This is a genomic window from Butyricimonas sp. DFI.6.44, from assembly GCF_022132345.1.
GTDB lineage: Bacteria > Bacteroidota > Bacteroidia > Bacteroidales > Marinifilaceae > Butyricimonas > Butyricimonas muris.
In genome coordinates this window covers 1-13,620 of record NZ_JAKNJD010000001.1, presented here as the reverse complement: position 1 = coordinate 13,620, position 13,620 = coordinate 1, and the positions used below count along the sequence as shown (strand labels likewise).

The following is a 13,620-nucleotide window of genomic DNA, read 5'->3' as shown; positions in this document are numbered from 1 at the left end:
CTTCATTGAATGAAGTTATTGATTCTGTTCGCCGGATTAAGTGGTGTTTGGTCTGACAATACCAACGATTTGACCATGTGTAATGTTCCCTGCTTGTATTTTTGAAAATGCACTGACGCAATATGCTTTTCGTAAGCCTCTTTACTCGCATAGGTTTCGAGAATCGTTATGCTGCAAGGATTTTCCTTTTCCTGCACGGCATACATCGTCAGTACGCCCGGTTCGGTACGCAAGGAGATTTCGCCGACTTCGGCAGCGTATTTCAGGTATTCGTCAAGGTATCGCGAATAGACCTCTATTTTCGACAGACGCACGATACCGTCGGAGCACATCGGCTCCTTAGCGCACATGACCGGCTCTTCGTCGAGTTTCAGACACTTGCCGATGACTTCTCCCGTGGCGATATAAGAGTAAGTGGGGTACTCGAACAGTACGGGTTTCAAACGGGTATAGTCGGGGCGACCTTTATCGTCAAGCACTTCGGGAGCAGCGTAAGTATTGACCACGGAACATATGAAATTGTCGAAACCGTCCGTTTCGTAAATGTCCACCACATTACATTCCATCGTCAGCGGCGAGGCGTCAATCACGGGCGTGTTATTTTCCCCCACGTGATAGTCAAATACATTTGATTTGTCAACCGATGCTCCGCTTATACTGCCCACGTAGTCGGCTTTCGGCAACATCTCACGGCTCACGAGATTGACGGAAAGTTTCTTGGACTTCCGTATCCCTTGATTGGTATAATGACTTTTACTCATGCTAACAAGTATACGGTCGTGCCCGATAATACCCGTGTGACCTACCACGAGCCAGTTTACCTTACCTTCAACATTCGCACCCACAACCGTCATCGGTTTCGGGTAGAGAGCCAGCAGGCTTCCGATATTTTTCTTTTCCATTTCCATTATATTAGATTGAATCATATTTTCTTTCTCTGATGTACTGCACGATAAAAGCACAAACAGGAAAAATACACTTAATGTCGTTTTTATCATATTCTTTGAAATTTTCGTTGTTCACTATTATTGTCTTTCTATTTTCACTCGTATATCACCGCCCACATTTAGAGCCTCGATACCATTTCCATCTATACGCCCTATCTTAATCAGGTCATCACTGTACGACCAGTTCTTACAAAAAATAGCCACATTGCCCCACGGCGCGTAAATTGTAATGTCGCCGGGCGTAGGAGTACAACCGCGTGTCACGCCTTCGGTTGTCAGAGCCGGAGCGGGATAAAAGATTTTCTCGGTCATATTGTTGTAATCGTTCAACGTAATTTCCAACGGTAAACGGGAAAGGAAATCCCTGCCCGCGGCATTATTCTCCATCGTGGCGGTAATCGTGCGTTCACCAAACGTAATGCTCACTTTCATGGACATCTCCTCCGATATTTCCGGTTCTTCCCGATTTGCCCCGATTCCTTTAAGCCATACCGGAACACGGGATGTCATTCGCGAAAGAGTCGAAGAAGTTAATAACAATGTTTGTTCAATTATCGTCACACCGGGGCATAGCTTGCGGGTTTCGCTGACCGACGCGGAAATTCCACTGCTTCCACTAGTGGCAAACAACGCAATCCGCTTTCCGGCAAGCCTCGAGGCATGTTCATGCAGGAATGTCTGCATCGGCGTCGCCATACTACCGTACCAGATTGGATAACCGACAAATACAATATCGTAGTCATCGAAACTTTCGACTGATGTCTTGACAGGTGGATAATTGCCTTGACTGATTGCCGTCAATTCCTCCCGCGAGCGTTCCAACATGGTGTTATAGTCAATATCATAAGGTGTTTCCGGCTCGATTTCCAAGATGTCGCAATCGAGCGTAGTTTGAATCAGTTGCGCCACTCGTTCAGTGTTGCTCGTGCGTGACGCGTAAAGTACAAGATAGCGACCATTACCCGCGGGGGTAAGTGTATCGGTGTCATTGCTGTAATCATCGCCACCTCCGCAAGCCGCCAATGTAAAGAGGGCAAACAGTAAAAACGGAATCAATAATAATTTTTTCATACCAATATATTTTTATTTGTCGATTTGACTTTCAGTGAAAGGGTCGGCACGATGTCCCATCAAGTCGATTTTCGCGTATTCCTTGTCGAACTCTTCCATTTCCCAAGCCGACAGGCGAATCGTTCCCGCGCCGAGGAGGTCGTCCAAATGGTCGGGATTGGTGGTACCGGGAATCGGCGCGATCCACTGTTTGCGCGAAAGCATCCACACGAGGGCAAACTGGGCAGGTGTCAACCCTTTCCGTTCCGCCCACTCGCGCACGAGCGCAACAAGCGGCATATTGTGTTTCAATGCTTCAGGTGTGAACTGTGGCAAATTCCATCGTCGGTCGCCTTGCTTGAATCGACTGTTTTCATCAATCACACCCGTAAAAAATGCACGCCCTAACGGACAGTAGGGAACGAAACCTATACCAAGTTCCTCGAGTGTCGGGAATATTTTTGTTTCCGGTTCACGCCACCAAATGGCATACTCGCTCTGTACGGCAGACACGGGACACACGGCATGAGCACGGCGAATAGAACGCGCACTCGCTTCCGACAAGCCCCAATGTATAACCTTTCCCTCCCGTATTAAATCTTTTACCGTACCGGCGACCTCTTCCATCGGCACTCTCGGGTCGACACGGTGTTGATACAACAAATCGATATGGTCGGTACGCAGGCGTTTCAAGGAACCCTCCACCGCACGACGGATATGCTCGGGACGGCTGTTTAGCGCTGTCGGTTGCTTCTCCTCTACCCCGAAACCGAACTTCGTACCGATTTTCACTTTATCCCGAAATGGAGCGAGAGCTTCACCTACCCATTCCTCACTGGTATACGGGCCATACACCTCCGCCGTATCGAAAAAAGTTACGCCCTTGTCGTATGCCCGACGAATCAAGGCAATCATTTCCTGCTTATCATACTTGCCGCCGTAATAGCCAACCATCGGTAAACAACCGAGCCCGAGAGCCGATACCTCCAGCCCCCCGAGAGTTCTAAGCTCCATACCGTCCGATAGATTACCATTGTTCCTCGATCGCGACGAGGATTGTGCAAAAACATTCGATAATCCTGTCCACTCTCCGGCAGTTAATAATGCTGCCATTGATGACATTTTCAAAAAACCTCTTCTATCCATAACTTGTAAATTTAGTTCAAACTACAATAAAAGATTTCCGCGAGTCAATCCCCGTAATATTTCCAATTCGTTATCTTCCAAATGAAAAGTGGCGAAATCTTCATCTATTTCTGTAACAAGACCGTCCTGTACAAGAAAGCATTGCACGACTTTCTTCGGAGTGGTATGATAACGATTGGCAAGGAAGCATACGACTTCACTTTCATACAATTCAGCGGGAATATCAATTCGTTTATTCATCATTTTCGTTTTTTTATAACGCAAAGTTATCGGATCTTGCAAAAGCGGGCGTAACGATAAGTGGGAAGTTCTTACCATTTTTACTGATTTTAATATATCAATATTCGGTCATTTGATTGAAATCATTTACTTTTGTATATAAACACCAATCTCCTATGATACTATGGTTAAGATTATGAAAATAAAAAACGTGGACGATTACAGCCGTTACATCGGTCACACGGATCGCCATCCGTTAGTCAGTGTCATCGACTATTCAGAAGTGTCACCCATTCGCCATAGCTTGAACAATTATAGTGTCTATGGCATTTTTTTTCATGATGAAGCGGAGATAAATTTGGCATACGGATGTGGCAAATATGATTACAAGAAAGGAACGGTCATTTGCGTTGCCCCCGGTCAGATAGGCGGAAAAGAAGATAACGGCGAATGGGTAAATCTGACAGGCTGGGCTTTGCTTTTTCATCCCGACTTGTTACATGGTACACATTTGGAGAAAACGATTAAAAAATATTCGTTTTTCGACTACCGCGTGAATGAGGCTTTGCACATGACCAATGAAGAGCATGATACACTCGTTGCGTTAATGAGGCAAATCAGAGATGAACTTCAAAAACAGCATGATGAAATCCAAGATAAAATTATTGTAGGATATATCGAATTAATGCTGAATTTCTGCTTGCGCTTTTACAATAGGCAATTCATTACCAGAAAGTTGGACAACTCCGATATACTCATGAATTTCAATACATTGCTTTCCGCGTATTACGAACAGGAACTGCAATTATCACTTGGACTGCCAACCGTGCAATACTGCGCCGACAAACTATGCATGTCCGCAAACTATTTTGGCGATTTAATCCGCAAAACAACAGGCGACACGGCAAGCAATTATATACGACAGTACATCGTGCAACAAGCCAAAAACGAATTTTCAACAGGTGCCACTATCGCACAAGTCGCTTATAAACTTGGTTTTGAATATCCTCAACACCTTAGTCGAATGTTTAAAAAACAAACCGGGCAAAAACCTAAAGATTATTGCAAAAACCTCCGAAATTAGTGTCCCCGGTAGTAACCTTTCAGCAAATACAAATACTGGAAAATGACGGGAATAGGAAATTATTGAAATAAGTAGGCGACAAAAAAGCATCGCATACGATATATTTTGATAACTTTGTAAATCAAATTTTACATCACCATGGAAATAAAAATAGGACACTCATTCACGCAGGAAATAACAGTGCAGCATAAAGATACCGCGGCTGTTTACGGTTCGGGGAAATTGGAAGTATTTGCAACCCCGGCAATGGTCGGATTGATGGAAAACACGGCAATTAAATGCCTCGAAGGAATGCTCGACACTGACAGCGATACCGTGGGTATTGAAATCAACACCAAACACGTGAAAGCTACCGCCGTGGGCAAAAAAGTAGGCTGCAAAGCCACCATTACCGAAGTCGACGGTCGCCGTATTCGCTTTGAAATCGAAGCGTGGGACGAAACCGCCCCTATCGGAACAGCCGTCCACGACCGTTTCATCATCAACCCGGAGAAATTTATGAGCAAACTTTCTTAATTGTAAATTGAATGATTTTAAATTTTAGATTGAATATACTCATCTTGCAATTTAAAATTTAAAATTTAAAATCTAAAATCTAAAATCAGTACATGTTTAAGCTTACCTCAGAATTTCAACCCACCGGCGACCAACCGGAAGCAATAAAACAACTGACACAGGGACTTGAAGAAGGTACCCCGGGACAAGTGTTGCTGGGGGTCACGGGTTCGGGGAAAACATTCACGATCGCGAACGTCATTGAAAAGGTACAACGCCCTACCCTTATTTTAAGTCATAACAAAACATTAGCCGCGCAGTTGTACTCGGAGTTCAAAGCGTTCTTTCCGGAAAATGCGGTCGAATATTTTGTTTCCTATTACGATTATTATCAGCCGGAAGCTTATCTTCCGACGACAAACACTTATATAGAAAAAGACCTCGCTATTAACGACGAGATCGATAAACTACGCCTACGGGCAACCGCTTCCCTCCTCTCCGGACGACGGGATGTGGTCGTAGTTTCATCTGTTTCCTGCCTGTACGGTATGGCAGACCCGACAGCTTTCGGGGCAAATATCATCTTCCTGCGCCGGGGACTGAAAATCGCCCGCAATCAACTATTACGACGTCTGGTAGACGCCCTTTACGTGAACAACGAACTCGAGTTCAAACGGGGAAGTTTCCGGGCAAAAGGTGAAACCGTGGATATATTCCCCTCCATCGAAACTTTCGAGGGCATGGCTTACCGGATAGAATTCTGGGATGATGAAATCGACCGGATCACTTCTTTTAGCCCACAGACCGGAAAGACCATGGATGAAATGGAAACATTGAACATCTACCCGGCAAACTTATTCGTCACGGACAAAGCCACGCTGGCAAAAGCCATCCACGACATAGGACACGACCTCACTATACAAGTCGATTTTCTTAATTCTGTCGGGAAACACATGGAGGCCAAACGTCTGGAAGAACGGGTAAATTACGATCTGGAAATGATTCGGGAACTGGGATACTGTTCCGGAATCGAAAACTATTCCCGTTATCTGGACGGTCGTGCCGCAGGTGTACGTCCATTCTGCTTACTGGATTACTTCCCGCAAGATTTCCTGTTGGTTGTCGATGAATCGCACGTGACGCTACCACAGGTGAGAGCCATGTACGGGGGCGACCGCTCCCGCAAACAATCGCTCGTGGAATACGGCTTCCGGCTTCCCGCCGCTTTTGACAACCGTCCGCTTACTTTCGAGGAATTCGAGGCAAACACGGGACAAACGATATACGTCAGCGCTACCCCTGCCGATTACGAACTCGAGAAATGTGAAGGCGTCGTGGTCGAACAAATTATCCGTCCCACGAGTATCCTCGATCCGGAAATCGAAGTCGTACCCAGCAAAAACCAGATAGATCATCTTGTCAACGAAATACAGCAACGAATAGAAATAAAAGAGAGAGTTCTCGTTACCACGTTGACCAAACGCATGGCAGAGGAACTGAGTAAATATTTAGACCGTATTCGCATCAAATGCCAGTACATCCACTCCGACGTGGACACGCTGGAACGAGTGCAAATCATCGAGAACCTGCGCAAGGGAATTATTGATGTCATTGTCGGGGTAAACCTGCTCCGTGAAGGATTGGATATGCCGGAAGTTTCTCTTGTCGCCATTCTCGACGCCGACAAAGAAGGATTCCTACGCTCCACGCGCTCACTCATACAAACCTCCGGACGTGCAGCCCGTAACTTGAACGGAAAAGTCATCATGTACGCCGACACGATTACCCGTTCCATGCAGGCAACCATAGACGAAACCAATTATCGTCGGGAAAAACAAATGGAATACAACCGTGAACACGGCATCATCCCCACCCAAATTCACAAAACAACCGAATCCGTGCTAAAAGAAACTTCCCGTGCTTACGTGGAAGAAGAGCATATCAACATGGCCGCCGATCCGGTTACCGCTTACATGAGCAAACCCGAACTGGAAAAGATGTTGCAAAAAACAAAAGCCGCCATGCAAAAAGCCGCCAAAGAAATGGACTTCCTCGAAGCCGCCCGCCTGCGTGACGAAATGTTCAAACTCGAAGAAACAATAAAACGGCTGGAACTTTAAGATTGTTCAACGGACAACATATCGCTGCATCTTAAGAATATATTCAAAGAAAACGAACTGGACGAAAATTCAGTTACCGAGGAATTCTCGGTAACTGAATCTGACGACAAATCTCGCTTAAATACTTTTACTCAAAAGGTTATCTTTCCAAGATAATTTTATAAAATAAAAGCAAGAAGAGAGCATAACTTTTCTGACAGCACATAAACTTTTCAACTTGGTCTTTTCTATATCTAAAAAATAATATAAACTATCCTCTATAAAAATCGGAATAAACCAACCATTAAATATCTGATAACTATAGAAGAACTATCTTTATCGGAATATTCAAATCTATTTCCGTGGTGTTTTATATACACAATCTTATACCAAAAAACAATTATGCCACGACATTTTTTTATCCTAATAGGTGTTTCATGGGGGTATGATAGAAGTATGATAGAAGTATCACCCAACCAACACCCTGCAAACAGCTTGGTATATAGCTGTTATGTTACCAACTTGCCTAGGTTTACCTATAATATACCACGAGAACACACCTCGTTCAAATTCTTGCTCTCTTCATCGAAATTATAGAATCGATTTTTTCACATGGTAATCTTGTCTATCCGATATTTTCTAAATAAAGTGTATACAAATTGATAGAATCCCCGCACAAGCGTGATTTTTTGTTTGTAAAGTAATTATACTTATATTTGTTGGTAGAACTAATAAAGAATGCATATGGAAACAGGAAACCGATATATCCGTTTTGATTGGGCCATGAAGCGCTTGCTGCGTAATAAAGCTAATTTTGCCGTGTTGGAAGGATTGTTGACCGTGTTGTTGGGTGAGCGTATTACTATCCAGAAATTATTGGAGAGCGAGAGTAATCAGGAAGACGAATATGATAAATATAATCGGGTGGATATGTTGGCTGAAGATTCCAAAGGCCAACTTATCTTGATAGAGGTACAAAATAATAATGAATACGCTTACTTCCAACGTATGTTGTTCGGGACGTCAAAGTTAGTTACCGAATATATCAACCGGGGAGAGGGATATGACAAGGTACGCAAAGTGTATAGCGTGAATATAGTCTATTTCTCCCTGGGACACGGGAAAGATATCGTTTATCATGGTAAAACGGAATTTCACGGTATTCACACCGGTGAAGTGCTTGAATTAACACCTTTTCAGCGACAAACATTCAAGGTGGATACAGTTAGCCAACTTTACCCCGAGTATTACATCTTGAGAGTGAATGATTTCAATCAAATAGCGAAAAGTCCGTTGGAAGAATGGATTTATTATTTGAACACGGGTAACATTCCGGAATCTGCTACAGCACCCGGTTTGAACGAAGTTCGTGAACGTCTGAAGCTTGATAGAATGACTAAAGAAGAGTTAGACGCATATTATCGGCATTTGGATAATGTGGTTATTTTGCGGGATAATATTTTTACCGAACGTGCGGAAGGACGCGCGGAAGGACGCGCGGAAGGACGTATGGAAGGACGTGCGGAAGGTGAGTTACAAAAAGCTAAGGAAATAGCATCAAACTTGAAAAAAGCAGGTTTGAATATTGAAATAATCGCTCAAAGTACAGGGCTATCGATTTTAGAAGTAGAGAAACTTTAAACTACATAAATAGGGTATTTTGTAAACATGAAAACCAGAAGAGCCCAAACAATGAAACTCTTTTGGTTTTCGTGCCATGTCAATTTTTTTCCTCATCATCCGGCAAGCTTCCGATTTTTTGTTTTTTCGGCAAAAATTATAACTTTTTATTTGTGATCTGACGACTTCGGCAATACCACGTTCGTGATACGGCACACGGAAGCCAAGTTCCCGAATTCATCCGTCACGTTCACGGCAACCACGTGGGTTCGTTGTCCCTTATGGATAAATTCAGCCCGCCCGATAACATAACTCCCTTGGGCTTTACGGATATGATTGCCATTAATCTCGATTCCGAACACGTGATTTTCTTCCAGATTTTCCCCGATATAGGTTAATCCACTTCCCACGGTTTCCACCAATGCCATAATCGCTCCACCGTGCAACAATTGTCCCGGACGCATCGTGCGTTCATCAATCGGCATCTTTGCTTCCAACCAATTCTCTCCCACCCCGATAAACTCAATTCCCAAACTTTCCATCAATGTCCCCCGGCGTTCCCGGTTCATCTGTTCTATAAGCTCTAACATGTATTGATTTTAGATTTATGATTTTAGATTTCCACTCACAGCTCAAGGCTTTTAATCGTAAATTAATTTCTCTTTTTATTGGGATTCGCAGGAAACCATCCTTTCTTTACCCTTTCTTCCTGCTCGAAAACTTCCTTAATCGTCCAGAAAGACGAGAAGGCAAATACACCCAGCAAAGATGACCACAACACGTTGGTAACCCACAGGGCAGCAAGCGTTCCGGCGATTCCCAATACAAGGAATATCCACCAACATTTTGTACCCCAGTAATACTCCGCTTTTACTACCACGGGATGAAATAACCCGATAATCAGGAAGGTACAAATCCCGATAATTAATCCAGTCAAGTTATATGATTCAATGAATTCCATAAATGTTTTTTTAGACTCCCGCAAATGTACAAATATTCCCAAAACACTACCTTATTTCTCCAAAATATTCCTACTTTTGTATGGAAGTACGAGAAAAAACTAAGCAACTATGATAACACTGAAAGAAGGAGAAAAAGCCCCTTATTTCGAGGGCATAAATCAAGACGGCAAAAAAATTACCTTGGATGATTTCAAGGGGAAAAAATTAATACTTTATTTCTACCCGAAAGATAACACTTCAGGATGCACGGCAGAGGCTTGCAGCTTGAACGACGGGTATTCCTCCCTCACGAATAATGGCTTTGAGGTTGTAGGAGTTAGCCCCGATTCGGCAAGTTCTCATCAGAAATTTATAGCGAAATACAACTTGTCGTTCAACCTTATCGCCGACACGGACAAAAAGATACTGGAAGCTTACGGCGTATGGGCAGAAAAGAAAATGTACGGCAGAACTTACATGGGCGTATTACGCACCACGTTTATCATTGACGGAAACGGTATTATTCAAAAAATCATCACGAAAGTGAACACGAAGGAGCACGCGAAGCAAATCCAAGAGCAATTGAAAATTGAGAATTGAAAATTGAAAATGAAATGCGAGAACAACAACTTGTAACTCGCCGAAGGTGAACAAAAATCATAAATCTAAAATCATAAATAAATCAAGTATGGCAAATGCAGAAACCAACCAAGACAAGTTAAAAGCACTTCAACTCACGCTCGACAAGATCGAGAAGAATTTCGGGAAGGGAAGCGTCATGAAACTTGGGGATAATGTCGTAGAAGATGTTATGGCTATCCCCTCGGGTTCTATCGGACTGGACAGAGCTCTGGGCGTAGGCGGTTATCCCAAGGGACGCGTCGTAGAAATCTATGGCCCCGAATCTTCAGGTAAAACAACACTCGCTATTCACGCTATCGCTGAAGCACAGAAAATGGGTGGTATCGCCGCTATTATCGACGCAGAGCACGCTTTCGACCGGGTATACGCGGAGAAACTGGGCGTTGACGTGGATAATTTATTTATTTCACAACCCGACAACGGGGAACAAGCCCTTGAAATAGCGGAACAATTGATTCGTTCGGCTGCTATCGATATCATCGTGATTGACTCTGTTGCCGCCCTTACCCCGAAAGCTGAAATCGAGGGAGAGATGGGTGACAGCGTGATGGGATTACAAGCCCGTCTGATGTCCCAAGCCCTACGTAAATTAACGGGAACAATTAGCAAAACAAATACTTGTTGTATCTTTATCAACCAATTACGTGATAAAATCGGTGTTATGTTCGGTAATCCCGAAACGACAACCGGTGGTAACGCACTGAAATTCTACGCTTCCGTGCGTCTGGATATCCGCCGTATCGGTCAGATCAAGGACGGGGAGGAAATTTACGGTAACCACACCCGCGTGAAAGTAGTGAAAAACAAGGTAGCTCCTCCATTCAAAAAAGCGGAATTCGATATCATGTACGGGGAAGGTATCTCCCGTTCCGGTGAAATCGTTGACATGGGTGTTGAATACAACGTGATCAAAAAAAGCGGAAGTTGGTTCTCTTACGGGGAAAGCAAACTGGGACAAGGACGGGAAACCGTGAAACAACTTGTCATGGACAACCCGGAATTGGCAGAAGAACTCACGCAAAAGATCGTGGAAGCAATAAAGAGTGGTGTGCAACCGGCAACGAAATAAGTTATAAAGTTCATAAGGTTCATAAAGTTTATAAAGTAATTGTTTTTCCCCACAGGATGCTTTTCCACGGTAGCTAAAGCTACCGTTAAATACTGTCCGAAGGACACCCGTCACTTTAAGAACTTTATAAACCTTATAAACTTTACAAACCCTATAAAACAGCTGAAATATACAATGAAAAATCGTTTATTCTCTGCACTTATCCTGCTATCTGTTGTGTCGTGCGATAGCCAGAAAGAGGCAGTAAAAACAAGTTATAAAACACCGGATATGAAATTAGCATCCGACGTGATGACTCCCGAAGTGTTATGGTCATTTGGCAGACTCGGCGGAATAAGTGTATCCCCCGACCAGAAATCACTCGTGTACGAGGTGACTTACTTCAACAAAGAAGAAGACCGCTCGTACAGTGATGTCTACCTGATGAATCTTGCTGACGGAACATCCAAACAATTAACCGACACGGATTACAAGGAATTCGGGACAACATGGACTCCCGACGGTAAAATTGCCTTCATGTGCAGCAAATCGGGTTCCGTCCAATTATGGGAAATGAACCCGGACGGCAGTAATCTCAAACAATTGACCAACGTGGAAGGTGGTATCGGGGGATATATTTTCTCCCCGGACAAATCCAAACTTCTTTTCTTGAAAGATGTGAAACTGGAAAAAGATGTACACGACTTGCACCCGGACCTCCCGAAAGCGAATGCCCGCTTGATCAACGACCAGTTCTACCGTCACTGGAATGATTGGGTGGAAGCGTATACCCACCCGTTTGTCGCCGACTATATCGCGGGACAAATGATTACCTCCGGTAAAGACATCATGGAAGGCGAGAAATGGGAATCTCCCGTTCGTCCTTGGGGTGGCACCGAGCAACTGACATGGACAAAAGACGGTCAAGGCGTTGTCTACATGGCACGCAAAAAAGAGGGTATCGATTACGCTTTCTCTACAAACACGGACTTATACCTTTATAACGTGAAATCCGGGAAAACCGAGAATCTCACGAAAGGTATGATGGGGTACGACCAAAACCAAGTGCTCTCTCCCAACGGGGAATTCATGGCATGGGAAAGTATGGAACGTGATGGATACGAGGCTGATAAAATCCGCCTTTTCGTGATGAATCTGAAAACAGGCGAGAAAAAGGAGTACACGAAAGACTTCGACCAAAACGTGGGTGGTCTTACTTGGGCTGACAATAACACGCTCTATTTTATTTCCGATCACCACGCCACCGACGAGATTTACAAGTTGACGTTGAACGACGGGGTTATCACCAAATTAACCGAGGGCATACACAACTATACTTCCGTTATCCCAGTAAACGATTACCTGATCGCTACTAAAGTATCCATGAGCAAGCCGGCAGAAATCTACAAAGTAGACCCGAAAACCGGAATGGACACGGAACTCTCGTTCGTGAACAAAAAGATACTGGATCAACTGACCATGGGTAAGGTGGAATCCCGTTGGATAAAAACTACCGACAACAAAGAGATGTTGACATGGATTATCTATCCTCCCCATTTCGACCCGAACAAGAAATACCCGGCAATCCTTTATTGCGAGGGCGGACCGCAAAGTACCGTCAGCCAGTTCTGGAGTTTTCGCTGGAACTTCCAGATGATGGCAGCCAACGGCTATATCATCGTTGCTCCTAACCGCCGCGGTTTACCGGGATTCGGTCAGGAATGGAACGAACAGATCAGCGGGGACTATTCCGGACAAAACATCAAGGATTACCTTTCTGCCATCGACGAGATGAAGAAAGAACCTTATATTGACGAGAATCGTTTGGGATGCGTGGGAGCCTCTTATGGAGGGTACTCCGTGTTCTACCTTGCCGGACATCACGACAAACGTTTCAAAGCGTTTATCGCCCATTGCGGTATCTTCAACATGGAAATGCAATATTTCAACACCGAAGAGATGTGGTTCGCACAATGGGACATGGGCGGTGCGCCTTGGGACAAGAAAAACAAGGTGGCTCAACGTACTTTCGAAAATTCCCCGCACAAATTTGTCGGAGAATGGGACACCCCGATTCTGGTGATCCACGGTCAAAAAGACTTCCGCATCGACGCATCGCAAGGTATGGGAGCTTTCAATGCCGCACGTATGCGTGGCATTCCGGCACAATATTTATATTTCCCGGAGGAATGTCACTGGGTACTCGGATGCCAGAACGGTATTTTATGGCAACGAACTTTCGCCGCTTGGTTGGACAAATGGTTGAAATAATATAAAAGGGACTGTCTAACAAGTTTTAGACAGTTCTTTTTTTTTGTAAAAATAAGGC

General features: G+C 44.3%; 13 protein-coding genes. 7 read left to right on the top strand and 6 right to left on the bottom strand.

What is annotated here, in order from left to right:
- Positions 1–2: 2 nt before the first annotated feature.
- The 4 genes from L0M98_RS00065 to L0M98_RS00050 are packed head-to-tail and all read right to left on the bottom strand — an operon-like array spanning position 3 to position 3,386.
- Positions 3–998 (bottom strand): flavin reductase, encoded by a 996-nt coding sequence (locus L0M98_RS00065; RefSeq protein ID WP_227214553.1) that lies wholly within the window; start codon positions 996–998, stop codon positions 3–5.
- Positions 999–1,025: 27 nt separating this feature from the next.
- Entirely contained in the window at positions 1,026–2,018 is a 993-nt protein-coding gene (locus L0M98_RS00060) for a cyclophilin-like fold protein (RefSeq protein WP_227214552.1), read from the bottom strand.
- Positions 2,019–2,030: 12 nt separating this feature from the next.
- The gene (locus L0M98_RS00055) at positions 2,031–3,143 is read right to left on the bottom strand and encodes an aldo/keto reductase (RefSeq protein WP_227214551.1); all 1,113 of its coding nucleotides are present in this window, start codon (positions 3,141–3,143) and stop codon (positions 2,031–2,033) included.
- A gap of 21 nt (positions 3,144–3,164) precedes the next feature.
- A complete protein-coding gene (locus tag L0M98_RS00050) occupies positions 3,165–3,386 on the bottom strand; it encodes a hypothetical protein (RefSeq protein ID WP_227214550.1) in 222 nt (73 codons plus the stop codon).
- Between the two features lie 172 nt (positions 3,387–3,558).
- On the opposite strand from L0M98_RS00050, the gene L0M98_RS00045 reads away from it, so the two are divergent.
- The 4 genes from L0M98_RS00045 to L0M98_RS00030 all read left to right on the top strand — a co-directional run bounded on the left by L0M98_RS00045 (position 3,559) and on the right by L0M98_RS00030 (position 8,681).
- Positions 3,559–4,446 (top strand): helix-turn-helix domain-containing protein, encoded by an 888-nt coding sequence (locus tag L0M98_RS00045; RefSeq protein ID WP_227214549.1) that lies wholly within the window; start codon positions 3,559–3,561, stop codon positions 4,444–4,446.
- Positions 4,447–4,584: 138 nt separating this feature from the next.
- Positions 4,585–4,962, top strand: a complete 378-nt coding sequence (locus L0M98_RS00040) for a thioesterase family protein (protein WP_227214548.1) — start codon at positions 4,585–4,587, stop codon at positions 4,960–4,962.
- A 92-nt stretch (positions 4,963–5,054) separates the two neighbouring features.
- A complete protein-coding gene (uvrB, locus tag L0M98_RS00035; protein ID WP_227214547.1) occupies positions 5,055–7,061 on the top strand; it encodes an excinuclease ABC subunit UvrB in 2,007 nt (668 codons plus the stop codon).
- A gap of 723 nt (positions 7,062–7,784) precedes the next feature.
- Entirely contained in the window at positions 7,785–8,681 is an 897-nt protein-coding gene (locus L0M98_RS00030; protein WP_227214546.1) for an Rpn family recombination-promoting nuclease/putative transposase, read from the top strand.
- A gap of 146 nt (positions 8,682–8,827) precedes the next feature.
- On the opposite strand, the gene L0M98_RS00025 is transcribed toward L0M98_RS00030, so the two are convergent.
- Together L0M98_RS00025 and L0M98_RS00020 are read right to left on the bottom strand one after the other, a co-directional pair.
- Entirely contained in the window at positions 8,828–9,250 is a 423-nt protein-coding gene (locus tag L0M98_RS00025) for a PaaI family thioesterase (RefSeq protein ID WP_099292178.1), read from the bottom strand.
- Positions 9,251–9,312: 62 nt separating this feature from the next.
- The gene (locus L0M98_RS00020) at positions 9,313–9,621 is read right to left on the bottom strand and encodes a DUF4491 family protein (RefSeq protein ID WP_186975195.1); all 309 of its coding nucleotides are present in this window, start codon (positions 9,619–9,621) and stop codon (positions 9,313–9,315) included.
- A gap of 109 nt (positions 9,622–9,730) precedes the next feature.
- Between L0M98_RS00020 and bcp the strand changes: the two genes are divergently transcribed.
- The 3 genes from bcp (at position 9,731) to L0M98_RS00005 (ending at position 13,562) form a co-directional block, all read left to right on the top strand.
- The gene (bcp, locus tag L0M98_RS00015) at positions 9,731–10,201 is read left to right on the top strand and encodes a thioredoxin-dependent thiol peroxidase (RefSeq protein ID WP_099292176.1); all 471 of its coding nucleotides are present in this window, start codon (positions 9,731–9,733) and stop codon (positions 10,199–10,201) included.
- 88 nt (positions 10,202–10,289) lie between these two features.
- Positions 10,290–11,312 carry a recombinase RecA gene (gene recA, locus L0M98_RS00010; protein ID WP_099292175.1) on the top strand — a complete coding sequence of 341 codons (1,023 nt, stop codon included), beginning with the start codon at positions 10,290–10,292 and terminating at the stop codon, positions 11,310–11,312.
- Positions 11,313–11,486: 174 nt separating this feature from the next.
- On the top strand, positions 11,487–13,562 hold the full coding sequence (locus L0M98_RS00005) for a S9 family peptidase (RefSeq protein WP_227214545.1): 2,076 nt from the start codon (positions 11,487–11,489) through the stop codon (positions 13,560–13,562).
- Positions 13,563–13,620: the final 58 nt, after the last annotated feature.